Origin of the sequence: Streptomyces sp. NPDC005195, assembly GCF_040608315.1 — a bacterium.
Classification (GTDB): Bacteria; Actinomycetota; Actinomycetes; order Streptomycetales; family Streptomycetaceae; genus Streptomyces; species Streptomyces kaempferi.
In genome coordinates this window covers 212,068-233,527 of sequence record NZ_JBEXHZ010000006.1, presented here as the reverse complement: position 1 = coordinate 233,527, position 21,460 = coordinate 212,068, and the positions used below count along the sequence as shown (strand labels likewise).

The window sequence follows — 21,460 nt, the reverse complement described above, 5'->3', positions numbered from 1 at the left end:
TGCGGTCCGGCCGCGGGGGCCGGCCGCCGCGGTGTCGTCCGCCCGGTCAGGGGCGCACGATGACCTTGAGGGCGTCGCGGTCGTTCATGAGCCGGTAGCCCTCGGCGACGTCCTCCAGGGCCACGGTGCGGTCGAAGACCCGGCCGGGTTGGATGGCACCGCTGAGGATGTGCGGCATGAGGTCCTCGATGTAGGCGCGGGCCGGAGCGACGCCGCCGGTCAGGGTGATGTTGCGCAGGAACTCCGGGAACCCGAACGGCACCTCCGGGTACTGCGGGGCACCGACCCGGCTGACGGTCCCCCCGTCGCGGACCACACCGGCGGCCTGGACCAGGGCGTCTTTCAGGCCCACACACTCCAGGACACGGTCCGCACCGGATCCGCCGGTCAGCTCACGAACGGCCTCCACACCCTCCGCGCCGCGTGCGGCCACGACGTCGGTGGCGCCGAAGTCCCGGCCCAGGTCGGTGCGCCGGGTGTGGCGGCCCATGAGAATGATGCGCTCCGCGCCGAGCAGCTTGGCGGAGGTCACCGCGGACAGGCCCACCGCGCCGTCACCGATCACAGCGACGGTCTCACCGGCCTTCACCCCGGCGGTGCGGGCGGCGTGGTAGCCGGTGCACAGGACGTCGGACAGGGTCAGCAGGTCCGGCAGCAGGTCGGAGTCCTCGGAGACGGGGAGCTCCACCAGGGTGCCGTCGGCGTGGGGGACGCGGGCGGCCTGGCCCTGGCCGCCGTCGACGCCTGCCACGCCCCAGGGGCCGCCGTGGACGCAGGAGGTCGGCAGGCCGCGCAAGCAGTTCTCACAGGTGCCGTCCGAGTAGGTGAACGGGGCCACGACCACGTCGCCGGGCTTGACGGTCCGCACCTCGGGGCCGGTCTCCTCGACCACGCCGATGAACTCGTGGCCCATCTGCCGCGGGTGCTCGGTCAGCGGCTGCGACTTGTAGGGCCACAGGTCGCTGCCGCACACGCAGCCGACCACGATGCGTACGACGGCATCGGTGGGCTGCTGGATCTTCGGGTCCGCGACGTCTTCGACCCGGACGTCGCCGGCCTGGTACAGGAGGGTTGCGCGCATGGAGTGATGTCTTCCTTCAAGTCGTTCATCGGGCGGGACGATCAGCGAGCGAGGCGAGGTGGCGGATGGTGCGCCAGGCGGGCGAGGCGGACCGGAGAACTGCCCTCTGCCCCCACCGTGCCCGATGCGGCGGCCCTGCGGCAGGGCGAGCTGTTCCGGGGTACGCCAGCCGGGGTGTGGGAGGGCCCCCCTGGACGCGGGCGCGCCGCTCGCGGGCGGGCCACACTGGTGCCCATGGCAGCACAGCGGCACAACGACGACGGCGGCACCGAACTGGGCCGGTTCCTACGCGCCCGGCGCACCCAGCTGACCCCCGCCGAAGTCGGCTTCACCCCCGGCGCCGGTGTCCGCCGCACCCCCGGGCTGCGCCGCGAGGAGGTCGCCGCGCTGGCCGGGGTGAGCATCGACTACTACACCCGGCTGGAACGCGGCAAGGAGACCCGCCCCAGCCTTGCCGTCGTCGCCGCCCTCGGACGCGCCCTGAAGCTGGACCAGGACGAGCACGACCACCTGCATGACCTCGTCCTCAGCGCCGCCCGCCACGCACCCGAACCCCCGGCCTCCCCCAGCCGCACCGTCAGCCCCCCGGTGAAGCTGCTGCTGGAGAACCTGCGCCCCAGCCCCGCCTACGTCACCAGCCGCACCCTGGACCTGCTCGCCCACAACCCCGGCGCCCTCGCCCTGTACGCGGGCATCGAGGAGTGGCCCGCCAAGCAGCGCAACCTCGCCCGGTTCCTGTTCCTGCACCCCGCCGCACACGACCTCTACGCCGACTGGGACACCCAGATCCGCGGCTGCGTCGCCCGCCTGCGTGCTCTGGCCGGCACCGACCCCGACGCCCCCGACCTCGCCAACCTCGTCGGCGAACTCCTTCTGAAAAGCCCCGACTTCGCCAAGCTGTGGGATCGCTACGAAGTCACCCGCCGCACCCACACACAAAAGCCCAAGACCTTCCACCACCCCCACGTCGGCGAGATCACCCTCAGTTTCCAAGGCATGCAACTGGAAGGCACCCCCGGTCACCGCCTCGGCGTCTACATCACCACCCCCGGCACCCCCGAACACGACGCCGTCGCCATCCTCGACATGACCGCACCCGGGCAGGCATCAACCGAGCAACCAGCCCGACACGAGCACTGACCGAAACAGCACCCCCTCATCGGGGCGCGGCGCTCCAGATGTCGTGCCACAGGGCGTGCACCGCGTCGACGTCACGTCACGGCCGGGAAGTTCGGCCCCGCGCGGATGGATCACCGGCCGGCCCCGTACACCACTTCCCTGGACGCAACCCCCTGCGGTCTCCCCAGAACCTCGCCCGCGAGTGAGGCCATGGATCACCATCCGGCCCGTGCCCGCGGATGGCTGTCCTGGGCGGGGAGCTGTACCCTCCCTCTCTAGAGCGTTCATTCTAGTGAGATTTCTGGGAGGACCGGATGGACAGCCCCGTCGCCCTCGAAGGTGCACGTGACGCAGCGGCAGGATGGTCTACGACACCCTCGGAGCACAGCGCACGCGTCGAAGCGGGCGCGGTCCAGAGCGCGTCTCCTTCGATCCTCTCGAAGGCCTTCGCGATCCTTGAGACCTTCACCCAGGACCGGGGCGTGCTGAGCCTGAGCCAGATCAGCCGCAGCAGCGGACTGCCGAAGTCCACGGTCCACCGCGTGATCAAGATGCTGGTGAAGCTGGGCGCGGTCGCGCGGCACGGCGAGGACTACCGCCTGGGCCCGCGCATGTTCTCCTTCGGCTCCCGCTCGGCCGAGATCGCCCTGCGCGAGGTGGCCATGCCTCACCTGCTGTCGCTCGCCACTCGCACCAGGCACCTCGTCCAGCTCGGCGTTCTTCGCGAGCGGGACATCCTCTACCTGGCGAAAGTCGGTGGCCAGGGCTCACTGAACCCCGTGCCCGTCGGTGACCGGCTGGCGGCACATACGACCGCCTTGGGTAAGGCAATCCTCGCGTTCTCGGGCCAAGACGCCGTCCTCGCCCTGGCCGACGGCGGCCTGGCACGCCGGACACCGACGACGATCACCGACCACGGCGTCCTGGAGGCCGCCCTGGCCGAGGTGCGCAGCCGCCGCATGGCAACCGACCGCGAGGAGGCTGTCAGAGGCCTGCATTGCGTCGCCGCGCCGATCCTCTCCGGCGGCCGTGCCGTCGCTGCCATATCGATCGCCTTCCCCGCCACACTGGGCTCCGGCCAGGCATTCACCAGTGCGCTGCAGGAGACGGCCACGCGACTCTCCCGCGCCCTGCAACACACGGACACGGCGATCTCGCGCGCATGCTGACCAACGTAAGATAAGGACATGGGCATGCTCGACGACGGTGGCACTACCGTGCAGGCAGGAGCGGAGGCCGCGTCGTCGGCCGAGACAATCCTCGATGCCGCCGAGAAACTCATGGCCGACCACGGGTACGCCGCGACGTCGATCTCCGCCATCTGCCGCGCTTCCGGTCTGCCGGTCGGCTCCCTCTACCACCACTTCGGCAGCAAGGCGGGCATCCTTGCCGCCGTGATGGAACGCGGGACCGTTCGCTTCTACGCGAGCCTGGCCGGCCTGGTACGCGAGAACGCCTCCCCCGAGCAGCGGTTGCAGCAGTACTACGCGCACGCGCCGGGGCTACTGCTGGACAACATCCCGTACTTCAAGATCCTGCATGCTTCACTGGCCGGGTCCGACGCCGAGGTGCTGGAGCGGGTTTTCGCCAGCAATGAACATGTGGCCGTCCGGCTGGCAGCCGCCATCGAGCCCGTCGCCCAGCGAGCGGGTGCCCCCGACCCGGCCGGGCTGGCAATCCGGCTGGCCCGGTTCTCGGCCACCTACGCCGGAGGAGCGATGTTGTCCTCCGGCTACCAGCGAACCCGCCTCCACCGGGAGATGGCCCCCTTGCACGGCATGGTGCTCATGGTGATCGAGGCTGCTGCGGCAGGCGCCTCCGACCGGAGTTGAGCAACCTGCCTGACCCTCCCCTCGTAGCGTGGAGTCCTTGGTTACAGGGGACGTTGGGGTTCATGGGGTCCAAGCAACGGACGTAGGCACCTGAGTTCGTGCGGGTGCTGTACGCATCGTGATCGAGACGGGCAGGCCGATTCCGGTGGTCTCCGAGGAACTCGGCGCGCACTCCGGCCCGTTGCACAGCTGGGTGTCGCGGTGGCGGCATAGCGGGTCGGCGTCGTCCGGGCCGGCCGGGCGAGCCCCCGCCGCCGGGTGGACGGATGCGCGAAGCCGAGCGCCCCGAGCCCGAGCCCGAGCTGGAGCGGCTGCGGCTGCGGCTGCGGCTGCGGCTGCGGCGGGAGACGTCGGAGAGGAACAAGCGGATACGCGAGCGGGAGAGGGAGCGTGATGTCCTCGAGCGATGCATGGTCCTCCGGGTGAAGTGACCGTGACGGACCCGGCCACCCCGGCCGCGTTCATCGGTGAGCAGAGGACCGAGCACCGCGTCCCGCGCCGTCTGGCCTGCCAGGTCCTGGGGGTGTCGGAGTACCGCCGGAGCCCTCGAAGATCTGCCGGATCACGCCGGCCGGCGGCTCGCTGGCGGCGTTGTCGAACACGCCCGACGCGGCCCATGGACCGGGTCTTGTCGAGCCGGTCCCAGCATGTCGCTGCCCGTGTTCCGCTCATCGGTACGAAAGCTGCCGTCGGAGGGGGCAGGTGCCTATACCGGAGACGTCACGACGCCCAACCTCGTACGCCCCGGAGGTACCGATGTCACCGTCTTCGCTCCCTTGCACCGGCTTCGCGAGGTGCCCCTCATGACCGCGGCAGCAGCCCGGAAGGCGGCTGATGCGCTGTGGGAGGCCGAGCGCGTCGGCGTCCCCTGTCCGCCGGTGCGGGATCTTTTCCCCGACGGGGACACGGCCTCGGCGTATGCCGTCCAGCGGATCAACATCGAGCGCAGGCTGACCGCCGGCCGCCGGATCGTGGGCCGCAAGATCGGTCTCACCTCTCCTGCCGTGCAACGTCAACTGGGGGTCGAACAGCCGGACTTCGGTGCGCTGTTGTCCGACATGGCCGTGGCCGACGGTGGAATCGTCCCGCACGGCCGGTTGCTCCAGCCCAAGGTCGAGGCGGAGGTGGCCCTCGTCCTGGGCTCCGGTCTGCCTCACCGCGAGTCCACCGCGGCCGACGTGATGCGCGCGGTCGACTTCGCGCTGCCGGCTCTTGAGATCGTGGACAGCCGCATCGCCGAGTGGGACATCGCCTTCACGGACACGGTCTGCGACAACGCCTCGGCCGGGCTGTTCGTGCTCGGCAGCAGGCCGGTGCCGCTGACCTCGCTGGATCTGCGCAGCGTACGGATGACGTTGCTGCGCGGCGGGGAGAAAGTATCCGAGGGCAAGGGCACAGACTGCCTCGACAGCCCGCTCAACGCCGCGGTCTGGCTGGCGTCGACACTCGCCGGGCTCGGGGATCCGCTGCAGGCCGGCGACATCGTGCTGACCGGCGCACTGGGCCCCATGGTCACGGCACGCCCCGGGGACGCCTTCGAAGCGAGGATCTCCGGCCTCGGATCGGTCCGGGCCTGTTTCGCGGCACCCGATGCAGCCCAGTGCCGCGGGGATCACGGCCACCCCGCCCCTTGAGGAACAGTTCCGCACACCTGACAGCCGCCACGGGACCCGGCCGTAGCGCCGCCGCCCGCGCGCGGCTGTGCTGCGCGCCCACCGCTGCAGCACACGGTCAAACCCGGCCCCAGGACAGCCGGGAGGTTGTGTTCCACCCTTCGGCACGGCCGCTCCCCCACAGCCGCCGGGGTGAGCTGTGATGGGGAGGACGCAAGCCGCTACCCGTCCCCGCAGTGGTCCCCCCGGCCCAACCCGCCGGGGGGACCTGCGGAAACCAGGACAGGGCAGAGCGTCAGTGCCCGCTCTGAGAACAAGCACGCGGGCCCGCCGTCGGGGTCTCACCCCGAGTTTCCGTTCCCCGCCGCAGACGGCACCCGCGTGCCCCGGAAGGACCTCCCATGACGATCTTGCTGCCGCCTCCGGCCGCCGGGCCGCTCGCCACGATGGCGTGCTGCCCGGCCCCGTGGCTCTGCCCCGCTGCCGCTGCGAAGGAGACGCCGTGAGCGCTGACGCCTTCTCGGTGCCCGACCGAATCGTCGTGGTGGGCGCCGGGATCGCCGGTGTGAGCGCGGTGCGGGAGCTGCGGTCACGCGGCCACTCGGGAAAGATCATCCTCGTCGACTCGGGTGAGCATCCCTATGACCGTCCGCCGCTCAGCAAGGCGTTCCTGCTCGGCGAGTCCGACCTCGACGCGATCCGGCTGGTGCCGGAGGCCTGGTTCGACGACAACGACGTCGATCTGCGGGCCCGCCGCTCCGCCGTCCGGCTGCGCCCCTCGGAGGGCACGGTGGAGCTCGACGACGGTACGGCGCCGGCCGCCGACGCCGTCCTGCTGACCACCGGCGGCGCCGCCCGTCCACTGCCCGTACCCGGCGGCGACCTGCCCGGCGTTCATGTGCTGCGCAGCGTCGAGGACGCCCGCGACCTGCGCGCCGCGCTCGTCCCGGGGGCGCGGGCCGTGGTGGTCGGCGGCGGCCTGATCGGCGCCGAGGTGGCCGCGAGCGCGCTGGCGCTGGGCTGCGAGGTCACTCTGATCGAACCCACCCGGCCGCCGCTCGCGATGGCGGTGGGCGAAGAGATCGCCGTGCTGCTGCACGAGCAGCACACGGCGGCCGGTATCCGGGTGCTCGCCGACACCGTCGCCGCCGTCACCCGCGACGGCGGAGCCGCGCGGCTGTCCGTGACGACCGCCTCCGGTGAGGCGCTGCCCGCCGACGTGGTCGTGGTCGGAGTGGGCCTGACGGTACCGGGCGGGCTGGCCGAGGAGGCAGGCCTGGAAACGTCCGACGGCATCCTCGTGGACGAGCACCACCGCACCTCCAACCCGGCCGTATTCGCCGCCGGGGACACCGCCAGGGTCCGGCTGGCCGACGGGTCGCTCCGCCGCCGCGAGCATTGGCAGGCCGCCCAGCAGGGCGGACGCACCGCCGCGGCCGCGCTCCTCGGACAGCCGCTGCCCGCCGCCGACCCGGACTGGTTCTGGAGCGACCGCCACGGCGTGCACGTGGAAGCGGTGGGCGACATGCGCGGTCCCCACCGGGTGCTGCGCGGCTCCGCCGACTCGCTGCCGCTCACCGTCCTCAACCTGGCCGAGGACGGGCGCCTGCTCGGCGCCGCCGCCGTCGACGACACCCGGGCCATCGCCGCCGCACGCCGGCTGATCCAGTCCGGCACGGCGCCCGACGCCGCCCTGCTGGCGGACACGTCGGTCGAGCCGCGCAAGTGGCTGCGCCGATGATCCGGCCGCTCTCCCCTGTACCCGCACCCCTGCTCGGCCGACTCACAGCCGGCCACCCGGAGGAAACACCATGACCCTACGGTGCGCGATCGTCGGATCCGGCAACATCGGATCCGACCTGATCGCCAAGATGCGGCGGTCGTCGGTGCTCGAACCGCGCCTGCTCGTCGGCATCGACCCCGCCTCCGACGGCCTGCGCCGCGCCCGCGAGGCAGGCGTGGAGACCACCAGCGACGGCGTCGACGTGCTCCTGGAGCGCGCGGGCGAGTTCGACCTCGTCCTGGAGGCGACCTCGGCTGCGGCCCACGTCGCCAACTCCCCCCGCTACCGCGAGGCAGGCCTCGCGGCACTGGACCTGACCCCGGCCGCCGTGGGCCCGTACGTCGTGCCGGCCGTCAACCTGGACCAGGTCGTCGCCGAGCCCAACCTCAACCTGGTCACCTGTGGCGGCCAGGCCACCGTGCCGATCGTCGCGGCGATCAGCAGCGTCGCCCCCGTCTCGTATGCCGAGATCGTGGCGACCCTCGCCAGCCGGGCCGCCGGACCGGGCACCCGGGCGAACATCGACGAGTTCACCGAGACCACCTCCGACGCCCTGGTCAAGGTCGGCGGGGCCGCCTCCGGCAAGGCGATCATCATCCTCAACCCGGCCGTCCCGCCCGTCATCATGCGCAACACGGTCTTCGCCGCCGTCGACCCCGCCGCCGACCCCGACGAGGTGCGGGCATCCATCGACAAGACCGTGGCGCTGGTGCGGAGCTACGTGCCCGGCTACGAGCTGGCCGCCCCCGTGCAGATCGACCCGGGGCAGGGCCCCGACGGCAGCACCAAGGTGAGCGTGTTCGTCCGGGTGCGCGGGGCGGGCGACTACCTGCCCGAGTACGCCGGAAACCTCGACATCATCACGGCGGCGGCGATCGCGACGGCCGAGCGCCTCGCCCCGCAGCTGGAAGGGACACGCGCATGACCACTGACCGACCGGGCCTCCTCGGCTCGCCCGTGATCCACGACGGCGCTTCCCGCGACCCCCTGGCGGGCCGCACGATCACCGTCTGCGACACCACCCTGCGGGACGGCTCGCACTCGGTGGCCCACCAGTTCACCGTAGACGACGTGCGCGCCGTCACCCGCGGCCTCAACGCCGCCGGGGTGCACGTCGTGGAAGTCACCCACGGCGACGGCCTGGGCGGATCGTCGTTCAACTACGGCTTCGGCGCGGAGAGCGACCTCGACCTGATCAAGGCCGCCCGCGCGGAGCTGACCTCGTCCAGACTGGCAGCGCTGCTGCTCCCCGGCATAGGCACGATCGACGACCTCAGGGAGGCCACCGCCGAGGGCATCGACATCGTGCGGGTGGCCACCCACTGCACCGAGGCCGACATCGCCGTCCAGCACCTGAAGGCGGCCAAGAAGCTCGGCCTGGAGACCGTCGGCTTCCTGATGATGTCCCACATGACCAGCCCGTCCGCGCTGGCCGAGCAGGCGCAGATCATGCGCGACTCCGGGGCCGACACGGTGTACGTGGTGGACTCCGCCGGCGCTCTGCTGCCGCACCAGGTCGTGGAGCGCGTCGAGGCTGTGCGCGGGCGGCTGGACGACGGCGTCGTCATCGGCATGCACGCCCACAACAACCTCGGCGTCGGGGTGGCCAACGCCCTCGCCGCCGCCCAGGCGGGCGCCGCCATCCTCGACGGGTCCTGCCACGGCCTGGGCGCGGGCGCGGGCAACGCCGCGACCGAGGTGCTGGTGGCGGCGCTGGACCGGGCCGGAGCGGACTCCGGCATCGCCACCCGGCAGCTGATCGACGTCGCCGAGGACGTGGTGGCGGGGCGCTGCGCGGGCAGGCTCCCCAGCCTGGACCGGGGGAGCCTGCTCCTCGGGTACGCCGGCATCTACAGCTCGTTCCTGTTGCACACTCGCCGGGCCGCGGCCCGCTACGGGGTCTCCGAGGCGGACATCATCGTGGAGCTGGGCCGCCGCCGGGTCGTCGGCGGCCAGGAGGACATGATCATCGACGTCGCACTGGAGCTCAGTTCCCGCTAGACGCGGGGCCCGGCGGGTAGCGGGGGTCGGCGGACAGCCGGGTCCCTCCCCCGCCGGGCCTCCGCACGCCGCGCGGCGCGGCCGGCGTGCACAGGCGCCCGCCTCCGGTACCCGATGGCCTCGGGTATCGGACGCGGGCGCCTTCGTGCGGCCGGGCCGGTCGGGTCAGATCAGGTCAGGTCAGGCGAGGCGGGGGAACAGCCGGGCGGCGTTGGTCCGCTCGACGGCGGCCAGATCGGCGGCGGTGAAGCCGTCGAAGCCCGTGAGGTGGTGAATGTTGTGGTCGACGGCGCTCACCGGGGCGGCGGGCCAGTCGGTGCCGAAGAGCAGATGGTCCACACCGGTGACCTCCAGGGTGGGGAGCAGCGAGTTGCGGCTGCCGCCGAGCGCCATCTCGTAGTACAGGCCGCGCAGCACCTCGGCGACGTGGTCGGCGTCGATCGCCGCGTCCTGGGGCGCACGCCCCAGCCGGCTGTGCTCGGCGATCCGCCAGCCCAGGGTGGGCAGCGCGCCGCCGGCATGGGCGAGGATCAGGGTGAGGCCCGGGTGGCGCTGGAAGACGCCCCGGTAGATCGCGTTGACGATGTTGCGCGCGGTGTCCAGCGGGAACTCCACGATGGAGGCCACTCGGCCGAGGCCGAGCACGTCGATGTGCGGGCAGTTCTCGGGGTGGACGAAGACCGGAACCTGCCTGCGGGCCAGCTCGGCCAGGACCGGTTCGAAGAACGGCTCGCCGAAGTACTCCCCCTTGGCGTTGGACGGCAGTGCCACACCGTCGAGGCCCAGCTCGTCGAGGGCGTACGCGATCTCCTTCAGCGCGTCGTCCGGCGTGTCCAACGGCAGCGCGGCGAAGGCGCCGAAGCGGTCGGGGTGCGCCTCGACCACACCGGTGAGCTCCTCGTTGATGTCCCTGGCGAGCCGGACGGCGTGGCCGGACTGCGGCAGCCCGGCCAGCACCATCGGGAAGGACAGGACCTGCGCGGCGATCTCGCGGCGGTCCATGAACTCCAGCGCGCCCTCTGGGGTCCACGGGCCGACACGGAACCCGCCGGGGAGGCTGACACTCTCCATCAGGCGGGCGACGGTGCCGCCCATGTAGTGGGTGTGCACATCAATGCGGTCGCGGCTCATGCGGTCGGCTCCTCGGGGGATGCGTACTCCGGCTGTGCGGCCATGACCGCACAGCCCCGACACCACCCCTCTGGCGGCTGGTCCGCCAGTGCGGGTGCCGTCCACCGGAACGCCGGTCGGTGACCCGGGTCGAAGCAGCGCGCGGGGCTACGGGGCCATGGCCCCTTTGTGACCCCGCCGTGTCCGCCGCATGTCGGGCAGCGAACAGAATCCGTTCCGGTCGCCGGAACCGCGCATGTTCCCGCGTCCGATTCGGACCGAGACTCGGGACACGCAGCCACCGGGCACCACCCCCGTTGGTTCGGCGCGGTCCCCGGTGCCATACCGGACCGGCACCTGGCCTGCCCAGCGGCAGTCCCGCCGCGAAGACCGTGAAGTCCAAGAAGTCCAAAAAGTCCAAGACACAGCGTCCAACGAAGGGTGAAGTGCATGTCCACCATCCACGCCCTGGGCTACCTCGTGGTGAGGGGCCCGGTCGCCGAATGGCGCCGCTACGGCACCGGCATTCTCGGTGCACAGGTCGCCGACAGCTCCACCGACAGCGAGCTGCGGCTGCGCATGGACGACCGGGCCTACCGGATCCTGGTCGAGGACGGCGAGCCGGGCGGCCCCACCAGCCTGGTCGCGTTGGGCTTCGAGACGGCCAACGCGGCAGCGCTCGACGCGCTGGCCGAGCAGTTGGACGCCAAGGGCGTCGAAGTGACGGAGAACCCGGAGCTGGCCAGGCGCCGACAGGTCCGCCGGCTGTTCACCTTCAAGGACTTCGACGGCAACACCCTTGAGGCCTACTACGGGCAGCAGACGGACCACCGGACGTTCGTCTCGCCGCGCGCGGTGAACTTCGTGACGGGCGACATGGGTGTCGGCCACACCTTCCTGCTGTCCTCCGACGCCCGGAAGGCCTCGGAGTGGTACATCGACGTCCTCGGCTTCCGGCTGAGCGACACCATCGACTTCGGCATCGCCGAGGGCATCTTCATGCACTGCAACTCGCGCCACCACACCATCGCGCTGGCCACCTTCCCGGGCGCTCCGTCCGGCATCGGCCACCTGATGATCGAGGTGGACCGCCTCGACGCCGTGGGCCGGGCTCTGGATCTGGTGGCCGAGTCACCCGAAGCGCTCACCATGGCGATCGGCGAGCACACCAACGACCGGATGACCTCCTTCTACGTGAAGACCCCCTCCGGCTTCGACGTCGAGTACGGCTGGAACGGCCTGCTGATCGACGACGCGGACTGGACCGTGGGCCACTACAGCTCCCCCAGCAACTGGGGCCACAAGTTCACGACGCCGCCGCCCCCGCCGCCCGCCCCCGCCACCGCCACCGCCGCCGCCGCCGCCGCGCCGAGCCTGTAAGGGAGGCCACCCGTGATCGACATCTCCGCCTTCGACCCGTCCGGCGGTCTGCTGGACCCGCAGATCTACACCGACCCGGACGTCTACCAGCAGGAACTGGCACAGGTCTTCGGCCGCTCCTGGCTGTTCCTCGCGCACGACTCCCAGCTCCCCAAGCGCGGCAGCTTCATCCAGACGTACATGGGTGAGGACCCGGTGCTGGTGGTGCGGCAGCGCGACAACAGCGTCAAGGCGTTCCTCAACCAGTGCCGCCACCGCGGCATGCGCATCTGCCGCGCGGACGAGGGCACCAACAAGACCTTCACCTGCAGCTACCACGGCTGGGCGTACGACCTCGAGGGCAACCTCATCAACGTCCCCGAGGAGGACCGCGCCTACCGGGGCGACATCGACAAGTCGAAGTGGGGAGCGCTCAAGGTCCCGCGGGTCACCCACTACAAGGGGCTGATCTTCGGCACCTGGTCCGCCGACGTGCCGGAGATCGAGGAGTACCTCGGCGAGATGGCGTACTACCTCGACGCCATCCTGGACCGGTACGAGGGCGGCATCGAGCTGGTGCCCGGCCCGATGAAGTGGGTCATCGACTGCAACTGGAAGTTCGCGGCCGAGCAGTTCGCCAGCGACATGTACCACGCTCCGATCTCGCACGCCTCGGCCGCCGTCGCGCTGTTCGAGGACCCGGCGATGCGGGCGATGATGTCGCCGCCGAAGGAGGCCCCCGGCCGCCAGTTCGCCGGCAACGGTCACGGCTCCGGATCGTTCTGGCTTCCCGAGTTCGGCCCGGACCCGCAGTACGGCCCCGCGTACAACGCGTGGAACATCGCCAACCGCGACAAGGTATTCGAGCGGATCGGTGTCGAGCGCGCCCACAAGGTCTTCGCGCACAACACCGTCTTCCCGAACTTCTCGTGGCTCGGCCAGTCCAACACCATGCGGGTGTGGCACCCGCGCGGCCCTGGCCAGATCGAGGTCTGGGCGTGGACCTTCGTGCCGGCGGACGCGCCGCAGGAGGTCAAGGAGGACATCACCAGGACCAGTCAGTTCACCTTCAGCCCCGCCGGTGTCTTCGAGACCGACGACGGCGAGAACTGGACCGAGGTGCAGATGGTGCTGCGCGGCTGGAAGGCGCGGCAGAACACCTTCAACGCGCAGATGGGCCTCGGCTACGAGGAACGCGACACCTACGGACTGCCCGGCAGGTCGAACGACGTGTACAGCGAGACCGCCGCCCGCGGCTTCTACCAGCGATGGAAGGACCTGATGCTCGGCACCTCCTGGGCCGGCATCACGGAGCTCGACGCCGCCCGCCGGGCCTCCGAGGAGGAGGTTCAGTCCGCATGACCACCGCCGAGCAGCAGCCTGAGACCGTGACGAGCTCCGTACTGCGGACCACGTCCGTGGAGCTCCAGCACCGCGTGGAGCAGTTCCTCTTCGCCGAGGCGGAGTTGCTGGACGACCACCGCTACCAGGAGTGGCTGACCCTCTTCACCGAGGACGCCCACTACTGGATCCCCACCCGGATGACCCGCACCATCCGCGAGCGCGGCCAGGAGCTGGCGGCGCCCGGCACGGGCGCCCACGCCTACGACGACCACCGGCAGCTGGCCGGGCGTGTCCGCCGGGTCACCTCCGGCATCCAGTGGTCGGAGGAGCCGCCGTCGCGCACCCGGCGCCTGCTGACCAATGTGCGGATCGACGAGCGCGCCGACGGCACTCTCGACGTGCGGACCAACTTCTGGGTCTACCGCAGCCGCCTGGAGCGCCACCAGGACTGGTTCGCCGGCGAGCGCTTCGACGTCCTGCGCCCGCAGGAGGAGGGCTTCGGCTATCCGTACCGGATTGCCGACCGCAAGATCGTCTTCGAGCAGACCACCCTGCTCGCACCCAGCGTCAGCATCTTCTTCTGACCGTCGCGCGGCGGTAGCCAGGGGAAAGGTAACAGGAGAGTTCATGACCACCGACATACAGACCCGTTGGGTGCGGCTGTGCACTTTGTCCGAGCTGGAGGACGACGAGGGGCTGCGCATCGCGACGACTCCCCCGGTGTCGGTCTACCGCTGCGAGGACGAACTGTTCTGCATCGACGACACCTGCACCCACGAGGACTTCTCCCTCGCCGAAGGGTGGGTCGAGAACTGCGTCGTCGAGTGCACCCTGCACATGGCGAAGTTCGACCTCCGCTCGGGCAGGTCACTGTGCCCGCCCGCCGTCAACGCCGTCCGGGTGCACGAAATACGCGCCGACGGCGACGAGGTGCTGGTCAACCTGCCCGTCGACTACACGGTCCCCCAGGAGAGCTGAGCGATGGGCTGGCTGCACAACACGTCCGTACTGGTCACCGGCGGAGGGTCGGGCATGGGCCGGGCCATCGTGGAGAGGTTCGTCGACGAGGGTGCCCACGTCACCGTCTTCGACCGCTCGGCGGACAAACTCGAGGACGTCGCAGGGCAGTTGGGTGAGCACGTACGAACGGTCCAGGGCGATGTCACCTCGGCCGCGGACAATGCCGCCGCGGTGGACACGGCCGTCGACGCTTTCGGCGCACTTGACGTCTTCATCGCCAACGCCGGGGTCTGGGACTTCTCCCGGTCCCTGCTGGACACCTCGCCCGAGGACCTCGCCAAGGGCTTCGACGAGCTGTTCGCAGTGAACGTCAAGGGCTACGTGCTGGGTGCCCGGGCCTCCGCCGAAGCCCTGCGCACATCGCGCGGCAGCATGATCTTCACGCTGTCCAACGCCTCGTTCTTCCCCGGCGGCGGCGGCCCGCTCTACACCGCCTCCAAGCACGCCGGCGCCGGCCTGGTCAAACAGCTCGCCTTCGAGCTGTCGCCCGAGATCCGGGTCAACGGCGTGGCGCCCGGCGGCATGGCAACCGATCTACGGGGGCCCGCCTCCCTGGGACTCGGCGACACGAAGATCACCGATGCCCTGCCGCTGCGTGAGCTGATGATCAACCACTCCGCCCTCCAGCGCGAGATCACAGCCAAGGACTACGTCGGCACCTACGTGCTGCTGGCATCCCGCGAAAACTCCGCCAGCGTGACCGGCACCGTGTTCGACATCAGCTCCTTCGGCACGCCACGCCGACCGGGTCCCTGAACAAGACCGGAGACACGCAGGACCGGTACGCGGATCCGGCGACAGGCGCGCACCCGGCACTCACACGACTTGACCGCCCCAGCACGAGGAGCACCGCACGTGACGTCCCCATCCCCGGCCCTCACCGCCGAGAGCACCAGCCGGTTCGCCCGGACCAAACGCTTTCGCATCCACTACCACGAGGCAGGCGAAGGCCACCCCCTCGTCCTGCTGCACGGCAGCGGCCCCGGAGCAACCGGATGGAGCAACTTCCGTCCCAACATCGAGGCGCTCAGCGCCGAACACCGCGTCCTGGCCGTCGACATGCCCGGCTGGGGCGAGAGCGACACCCAGACCGCCGAGACGGGCCGTGACCACACCGCGACCCTGATCGACTTCCTGGACGAGGTCGGCATCGAACGAGCGGCCCTGGTGGGCAACTCGATGGGCGGAATGACGGCCATCTCCACCGCGATCCGGCACCCGGACCGCGTCAGCCACCTCGTCACCATGGGCGCCCCGTGCCCCGGCCCCAACCTCTTCTCGGCCGGCAACGGGCCCAGCGAGGGACTGAAGGTGCTTCTCGCGGCCTACCAGGAGCCCACCGCCGAGAACATGAAGCGCCTCGTCCGCATCATGTGTTTCGACCCCGCGATGGCCACCGACGAACTCGCGGCCCTACGCTCCCAGGCGGCTGGAGCTCACCCCGAACATCTGCGCAGCTTCCTCGAAGAGGCGACAGCGCCGCCGGCCAAGTCGTCCGCGGCCGCCTTCTTCGGCCTTGCGCCCCGGCTAGGAGCCATCACCACCCCGACGATGGCCATCCACGGACGCGACGACCGCGTGGTGCACTTCGAGAACAGCCTGCGCCTGACGACGGTCGTGCCCGACTCCCGCCTGGTACTGCTCAACCGCTGCGGTCACTGGGCCCAGATCGAGCATGCGGCAGAGTTCAACCGCCTCGTCGCCTCATTCGTCAGCGCGACCTGAGTGGCTCCCCACGCACCGGCCGCCGCCCACCGCCCGACCTTCATGGTGCTGACGGTGGGTGTCACGGCCTTCTCACTCGTCCAATCACTCATCATCCCCGTCATGGGAACCCTGGCGGAGCAGTACGACACCGACCGTTCCACGATCACCTGGCTGCTCACCGCCTACCTCATGTCAGCATCGGTCTTCACTCCTGTACTCGGCCGACTTGGCGACGCCTGGGGCAAGGACCGGGTACTCGTCGGATGCCTCGCGGTCCTGTCGCTCGGATGCGCCATCTCCGCGCTGGCGCCCGACGCCGCGTGGCTCATCGCGGGCCGCGCCGTCCAAGGCGTGGGCGGCGGCATCCTCCCGGTGTCGTTCGGCATCATCCGCGACGAGTTCCCGTCCGAGCGGGTGCCCTTCGCCGTCAGTTTCACCTCCTCGCTGCTGGCCTTCGGCATCGGCTGCGGCACCGTGCTGGCCGGACCGCTCTCCGACGCGCTCGGCTCCAGTGCACTGTTCTGGCTGCCCTGCGGTGCCAGTGCCGCGGCCGCCGCCGCGGCGTTCCGTTACGTGCCGTCCTCACCGGTGCGCAGCCGCGAGCGGATCAGCGTCACTCCCGTCGTGCTGCTGGCCGCCTGGCTGATCATGCTGGTCCTCGCCATCAGCGAGAGCCCGCGCTGGGGCTGGAGCTCTCCCCAGCTCCTCGGGCTGCTCACCGGGTCCCTCGCACTGCTGGTGGCATGGATCCGGATCGAGACCGTCTCCCGGGTACCGCTGATCGACATCCGTCTGATGCGACGCCGCGGAGTGTGGGCCGCCAACCTCGTCGCACTGCTGATCGGCTTCGGCCTGTATGCCTTCAGCTCCCTGGTGCCCCAACTCGCCCAGACGTCCCCCGCCTCCGGTTTCGGACTGGGCGTCAGTGTCAGCGAGTCAGGGCTGATGATGATGCCCGGCTGCCTCCTCAGCTTCCTGGCAGGACTGCTGGCCGCACCGGCGGCGGCCCGGTTCGGAGCGAAACGGCTCATGGTGCTGGGCGCGTGCACGGGCGGGGCCGGCAGCGCCATGATCGCATTCATGCACGACCACACGTGGCATTTGTACCTCGGTGCGGGCGTCAACGGCCTCGGCGTCGGGTTCACGCTCGCCCTCCTCGCCAACGTCGTCGTGACCGCTGTACCGGCGGCGCAGACGGGAGTGGCCTCCGGCATGAACGCCAATCTCCGCACCATCGGCGGCTCCATCGGCTCGGGAGTACTCGCCGGCGTGTTGGCCGCCACCCAGAACGCGGGCGGCGCCCCGACCGAAGGAGGCTACATACGGGGCTTCGTCATCATCGCGGGCATGCTGCTCGCCGCAGGCGCGGCAGCTCTCACCATCCCCGCCCTCCTGTCACACAGTCAGAAGCCGTCCCTGACAGGACCGTTGGCGTCGACCACTTGAGCTGCGCACCCCTTCGGCTCATGCACACAGGCCCGGGAGATCCAGCACCACGGAGGAGCGCTACCTACAACTGGCGTGTGCATCGGTCATTCGCAGGGGCTGCAGCGCTGATGTTCGTCTCCTGACAGACCACGCATCGGTCGCCTCCGCGCGAGCCGAAGTGTTCCGTCCATGTCTGCCAGACCGCGGCTCACGGTCCCGCCGGCTCCGCGCCTTGCTGCCCTTGCTGGACAAGGTCCCTGCCGTGGCCGGCGTTGTCGGCCGGCCCAGACGCCGACCCGACGCGCTTCTCGCAGACCGCGGATACGACCACGACGCGACGACATCCACGAGGCAGGGCGGGCACGGGTTGCTCAGGGCCGCAGGGTGCGCCGATCGGGTGGCGACAAGCGCCCCGGCCGGTTCCGGCCACTGGGCTGGAGGCCCACGCCCGAACAACGTGACGGCTTGCCCATTCCGCGCCGCGGGACCTGCCCACGGGGCGAACGGCAAGCCGATGAACTTCGTGCAAATGGATCATGGCGCCTTGCTACAGCAAGCCTGTGAGCATGGCGGATGCGGATAGGGTCCGCCTCATGGCCGCGTGGGGGAAAATCTTTGCGACGGTCGGACTCCTCGCCCTCACCATCACCGCATGCAGTGACACCGGGGCGCCGCCTTCGGGCGACCCGGATGTTCCGACCGCGGCGGCGACGGTCCAACACGCCGCCGCGTCGCCTGCGTTGCCCGGAAGCGATCGCGTCGCACGCCCGGCCACGCCGTCACCTGTCGGGACATCGGCGGCGAGGCCGAGCACAACACCCGCCAACGCGCCGTCCGCCACGTCGGCACCCGTCGCGCCCTTCGTTCCCGCCTGCGGGTCGAGCGCTCTCACGGTGTGGGAGGGGCATACCGGCCCACCAGTGGCCGGCCCTCCCGGATACTTCGCCACACAGATCTTCCTACGCAACCACTCCGGCTCGACATGCCACCTGCGAGGCTGGCCCGGCCTTACGTTCTTCGGTGACGGAATCATCCGGGGCTGCGGCGCGGGCGATCCCTCACCCCGCTGCGGCAAGCCGGAGAGCACGTCAGGACGGCGCAACTTCTCGGTCACCCGGACCTCCACACATGACCTTCCCGACATCGTCCTCGCCCCGGCGCACACCACGTCCTTCACGATCCTGTGGAGCGGGGAGTGCCATATCGATCCGTCCTACGGCGTCGACATACGGGTGCCGGACGATGCACGGGCTCTGAGGCTGGCTCCAACCGTGCAGATCAGCCCATGCGAAGGACGAGTCCAGGTCACCCCGTTCGGTGTGGTGGGCTGAACTTTCCGGGGCCACGCGCGAGGGACGCACCTCCACCCTCTTGGATCAGTGACAGAGTCCAGGTGTGCGGCCAGTTGAGTCCAGTCTGATGGCCACCGGAAGTCCAGGCGAGCACGGCCCGCGGCAGGGACACTGGGCCGCATGCCCCTGCTGTTCTCGCCACCCGCAGTCACGCCCGTCCGGCTGTCGCAACCGCCCGTACTCGAGAGCTGGGACGCGACCTCACACCCGAACCAGCAGCGTCTGCGCGCCTACCTGGACTCCGTCTCGGCCCTGGTCGGTCCCGCTCTCGCTGGGGACACCGCTCACCTGGCCCTGGCGCTCGACGTGGGGCTCGCCGACCGTATCGCGCTCACCCGCGGCGGCCACGACCTCGACAACTACCTCTTCCCCCTGGCACGCGCGTTCGGGGCCGGCCGGTTCGACGCCGTCTTCGCCTGCAAACGCCATGCCACCTCCTCCACGATCGCCGTCGGACCAGCCACACCGGCGCACCCGGACCGTACCGAGGCGCCGCCCCTCCTGTCCGTACGCACCAGCGTGTCCGCCACGTCGGCGGCATGGAAGGAGGCCATCCATCAGGCATGTCGGGCAGCGCAGCCAGTACCGGATCCGGACGGGCCGCTGCAACTCGCGCTCTGCTTCCGCCTGTCCGCCAGCCGCAACTGGTCCACACTCTGGAAGCCCGCGATCGATGCGCTGGGGCCGGTGCTCGGAATGCCGGATCCGGACCGCCCGTACAGGCCGAACGACGATCGCATCGTCGATCTCGCCCTGCATCGCAACGTCGATGACTCGCTGGGCCACGATGTCGTGATTGCCGCTTGGTGCAGCCCCGTCGCGCAACCCGCGCAGGGTGGAGAGCCCGGCGTGCGCACCCTCGGTGACAGCGGGCACTCCAACTGATCGTGGAAAGAACGAGGGCGAACACGCCGCGTTGGGGGCAACCCGGTGCAAATCGCGTCCCTTACCCATTGCCTGCGGACGCCGATGCCAACGCCCGAGGCGGACCGATGGATGCGAACACCTATCCTCTGATGGGCCTCGCAGGGGGATCGCACTACGCGATGAGTGCGCACGAACGCTGGCCCCCGTCCCGCAGCCGATGGCTGACGTATCGCAGCCGCAGAGGACCCGGCGGGCGGTTGCCATGGGTTACGCGAGCTCGTACACAGCCCTGTCCGGGTCGGTCTTCACGATCAGTCCGCTCTCGGCCAGCAGGCGCAGGTTCCGCCGCGCCTCCTTCTCCGCGGTCCGCTGGTCGGCGGGCTGGTATCCCGCCACCCTCAGGGCCAGTACGGCGCGCTGCGCATCCCACGTGCCGCCGAGGACCTGTACCACCTTGCCGAGAGCCTGCTGATGCGTCAGCTGCGTATCGGCCATGGACATCCCCTCTCCTTTGAGAATCCGCCACAGCACGACGCGGCGGACGACTCGCCTGTCACGCGTCGCTGTGTGGGGTGGTGCGGGCCGTGCTGGAGCTTGCGTCCTTCTGGGCTGTCAGTGTGTCAGTGGCCAGTTGCCCGTATCCACTGTCCTGCAGAGGGCGCGGCCACAACTCACGGTCGGTCACAACTCTCCCCGCCGACCACGACAGTTGATGGACGGCCGCCCGAGGTGTTCGTTCAGGCTACGCGGCGTCACCGGCGGTCCGACCCGAGCACGGTACGTGCGCACCCTGCGTGGCAAGGAAGTGAGTCGGCCCGCCGACGTCAAGAGTGGCCGCGTCCTCCTCGACTGGGTGGTACCGGACCCGCCCGCCTTGTCCGAATGTGAGAATGGCCCCTTGAGGGGCGGGTGCACCGGCCGGCGGTGCGGGGCACGAGCACCAGCGGAGCGGGGGGGAGAGCCATGGTGGTGGCCATGTGCCCACTGTGCAGCGACGACGAGGACATCGACATGGTCCGCGCGCTCGATGACGGGCGTCGCGTCGTGAAGCACCGCTGCGGCTACGAATGGGAGCACGGCGAGCCCGCCGCCCCGAAGAAGCCTGCGCGCTCCTTCAACGATCTCAGGGCCCGTTTCCCGAAACCCGAGGACGTCGAGCCCACGTGGGTGGAACGCGCGGCCCGGCTCAAGGAGCAGTACCTTGCCACCAAGCCGGGCTTCGACTCCGAGGTGGCGGCCTACTGGGCGAAGTACCAGAGGATCTTCTCCCCCGACGGGTTGCGGACGTGCGACCCGAAACTCCTCAAGGACTTCGCCAACTCCGACATGGGCGCCCACCCCGGCAACCAGGCCACCTTCAACTCCGCCTGGAACGCCATGGGCAGCGCCGCGGCCGGGAAGGCGACCCGCCAGACGATCGATTACCTCTTGTACGGACCTGCCCACGTGCCGCTCGAGGACCGACTGCAGGAACTACTGGCCGGCACCAAGCCGTTCGCCATGACCGGTTTCAAAGAAGCCCTCCTGACCAGGGTTCTCTGCGTGACGCGGCCTGACCGGTTCCTGTCGATCCTCAAGTACACGACGGAGGCGGGCGGCAAGCGCGAGATCGCCCGGACGGTCTACGGACTGGATCTGCCGGCACCCGAGTCGGTCGACTGGACACTCGGTCGGCTCATCCTCTGGAGCAACGACGTCCTGCACACCCTGGTCGGCGAGGGCTTCGCCAACCAGCAGCACGCCGCCGCGTTCTTGTGGTGGGCCAAGGACCAACCCTGAGGTTTTCGGGCCGGCCAGTTCGAACACCTGGATGCCGGCCAGCACCATCCCCGGCGGTCGGCCGC

Annotated in this window: 21 protein-coding genes and 1 pseudogene; 19 read left to right on the top strand and 3 right to left on the bottom strand. The window is 70.4% G+C overall.

What is annotated here, in order from left to right; all coding sequences use genetic code 11:
- Positions 1-46: 46 nt before the first annotated feature.
- Positions 47-1,081: a zinc-dependent alcohol dehydrogenase family protein gene (locus ABZV34_RS10425; RefSeq protein WP_356273242.1), complete on the bottom strand. Its 1,035-nt coding sequence runs from the start codon at positions 1,079-1,081 to the stop codon at positions 47-49.
- A 234-nt stretch (positions 1,082-1,315) separates the two neighbouring features.
- Between ABZV34_RS10425 and ABZV34_RS10420 the strand changes: the two genes are divergently transcribed.
- From ABZV34_RS10420 to dmpG, 8 genes are all read left to right on the top strand, one after another.
- A complete protein-coding gene (locus ABZV34_RS10420) occupies positions 1,316-2,221 on the top strand; it encodes a helix-turn-helix transcriptional regulator (RefSeq protein WP_356273240.1) in 906 nt (301 codons plus the stop codon).
- A gap of 293 nt (positions 2,222-2,514) precedes the next feature.
- The gene (locus ABZV34_RS10415; protein ID WP_356273238.1) at positions 2,515-3,369 is read left to right on the top strand and encodes an IclR family transcriptional regulator; all 855 of its coding nucleotides are present in this window, start codon (positions 2,515-2,517) and stop codon (positions 3,367-3,369) included.
- A gap of 18 nt (positions 3,370-3,387) precedes the next feature.
- Positions 3,388-4,032: a helix-turn-helix domain-containing protein gene (locus tag ABZV34_RS10410; protein ID WP_356273236.1), complete on the top strand. Its 645-nt coding sequence runs from the start codon at positions 3,388-3,390 to the stop codon at positions 4,030-4,032.
- Between the two features lie 266 nt (positions 4,033-4,298).
- Positions 4,299-4,463, top strand: a complete 165-nt coding sequence (locus ABZV34_RS10405; protein WP_356273234.1) for a hypothetical protein — start codon at positions 4,299-4,301, stop codon at positions 4,461-4,463.
- Between the two features lie 372 nt (positions 4,464-4,835).
- The gene (locus tag ABZV34_RS10400) at positions 4,836-5,666 is read left to right on the top strand and encodes a fumarylacetoacetate hydrolase family protein (RefSeq protein WP_356273232.1); all 831 of its coding nucleotides are present in this window, start codon (positions 4,836-4,838) and stop codon (positions 5,664-5,666) included.
- Between the two features lie 481 nt (positions 5,667-6,147).
- Positions 6,148-7,386, top strand: a complete 1,239-nt coding sequence (locus ABZV34_RS10395; protein WP_356273230.1) for an FAD-dependent oxidoreductase — start codon at positions 6,148-6,150, stop codon at positions 7,384-7,386.
- A gap of 70 nt (positions 7,387-7,456) precedes the next feature.
- Positions 7,457-8,353: an acetaldehyde dehydrogenase (acetylating) gene (locus ABZV34_RS10390; RefSeq protein ID WP_356273228.1), complete on the top strand. Its 897-nt coding sequence runs from the start codon at positions 7,457-7,459 to the stop codon at positions 8,351-8,353.
- Positions 8,350-9,429 (top strand): 4-hydroxy-2-oxovalerate aldolase, encoded by a 1,080-nt coding sequence (dmpG, locus tag ABZV34_RS10385; RefSeq protein WP_356273226.1) that lies wholly within the window; start codon positions 8,350-8,352, stop codon positions 9,427-9,429. Before ABZV34_RS10390 ends, dmpG begins: the two co-directional genes overlap by 4 nt.
- 180 nt (positions 9,430-9,609) lie before the next feature.
- Here the strand turns inward: dmpG and ABZV34_RS10380 are convergent, their stop codons facing one another.
- Positions 9,610-10,560 (bottom strand): amidohydrolase family protein, encoded by a 951-nt coding sequence (locus ABZV34_RS10380; RefSeq protein WP_356273224.1) that lies wholly within the window; start codon positions 10,558-10,560, stop codon positions 9,610-9,612.
- A gap of 429 nt (positions 10,561-10,989) precedes the next feature.
- On the opposite strand from ABZV34_RS10380, the gene ABZV34_RS10375 reads away from it, so the two are divergent.
- The 10 genes and pseudogenes from ABZV34_RS10375 to ABZV34_RS10330 all read left to right on the top strand — a co-directional run bounded on the left by ABZV34_RS10375 (position 10,990) and on the right by ABZV34_RS10330 (position 19,634).
- Positions 10,990-11,919: a VOC family protein gene (locus ABZV34_RS10375; RefSeq protein ID WP_356273222.1), complete on the top strand. Its 930-nt coding sequence runs from the start codon at positions 10,990-10,992 to the stop codon at positions 11,917-11,919.
- A gap of 12 nt (positions 11,920-11,931) precedes the next feature.
- A complete protein-coding gene (locus ABZV34_RS10370) occupies positions 11,932-13,260 on the top strand; it encodes an aromatic ring-hydroxylating dioxygenase subunit alpha (protein ID WP_356273220.1) in 1,329 nt (442 codons plus the stop codon).
- Positions 13,257-13,826 carry an aromatic-ring-hydroxylating dioxygenase subunit beta gene (locus tag ABZV34_RS10365; protein ID WP_356273218.1) on the top strand — a complete coding sequence of 190 codons (570 nt, stop codon included), beginning with the start codon at positions 13,257-13,259 and terminating at the stop codon, positions 13,824-13,826. Before ABZV34_RS10370 ends, ABZV34_RS10365 begins: the two co-directional genes overlap by 4 nt.
- A 43-nt stretch (positions 13,827-13,869) precedes the next feature.
- A complete protein-coding gene (locus ABZV34_RS10360; protein WP_356273216.1) occupies positions 13,870-14,220 on the top strand; it encodes a bifunctional 3-phenylpropionate/cinnamic acid dioxygenase ferredoxin subunit in 351 nt (116 codons plus the stop codon).
- 3 nt (positions 14,221-14,223) lie between these two features.
- The gene (hcaB, locus tag ABZV34_RS10355) at positions 14,224-15,018 is read left to right on the top strand and encodes a 3-(cis-5,6-dihydroxycyclohexa-1,3-dien-1-yl)propanoate dehydrogenase (protein WP_356273214.1); all 795 of its coding nucleotides are present in this window, start codon (positions 14,224-14,226) and stop codon (positions 15,016-15,018) included.
- A gap of 99 nt (positions 15,019-15,117) precedes the next feature.
- Positions 15,118-15,987: an alpha/beta hydrolase gene (locus ABZV34_RS10350; protein WP_356273212.1), complete on the top strand. Its 870-nt coding sequence runs from the start codon at positions 15,118-15,120 to the stop codon at positions 15,985-15,987.
- Positions 15,988-16,029: 42 nt separating this feature from the next.
- Positions 16,030-17,415, top strand: a complete 1,386-nt coding sequence (locus ABZV34_RS10345) for an MDR family MFS transporter (protein ID WP_356273307.1) — start codon at positions 16,030-16,032, stop codon at positions 17,413-17,415.
- Positions 17,416-17,641: 226 nt separating this feature from the next.
- Positions 17,642-17,728 (top strand): annotated as a pseudogene (locus ABZV34_RS10340) (IS5/IS1182 family transposase); the annotation flags it as partial.
- A 205-nt stretch (positions 17,729-17,933) separates the two neighbouring features.
- Positions 17,934-18,728, top strand: coding sequence for a DUF4232 domain-containing protein (locus ABZV34_RS10335; protein WP_356273210.1), 795 nt, complete (start codon positions 17,934-17,936; stop codon positions 18,726-18,728).
- A gap of 141 nt (positions 18,729-18,869) precedes the next feature.
- A complete protein-coding gene (locus ABZV34_RS10330; protein WP_356273208.1) occupies positions 18,870-19,634 on the top strand; it encodes a hypothetical protein in 765 nt (254 codons plus the stop codon).
- A 249-nt stretch (positions 19,635-19,883) separates the two neighbouring features.
- Here ABZV34_RS10330 and ABZV34_RS10325 read toward each other — a convergent pair whose 3' ends face one another.
- Positions 19,884-20,111: a hypothetical protein gene (locus ABZV34_RS10325; RefSeq protein WP_356273207.1), complete on the bottom strand. Its 228-nt coding sequence runs from the start codon at positions 20,109-20,111 to the stop codon at positions 19,884-19,886.
- A 480-nt stretch (positions 20,112-20,591) separates the two neighbouring features.
- Here ABZV34_RS10325 and ABZV34_RS10320 point away from each other — a divergent pair, with 480 nt between their 5' ends.
- Entirely contained in the window at positions 20,592-21,395 is an 804-nt protein-coding gene (locus tag ABZV34_RS10320; protein ID WP_356273205.1) for a hypothetical protein, read from the top strand.
- Positions 21,396-21,460 lie beyond the last annotated feature (65 nt).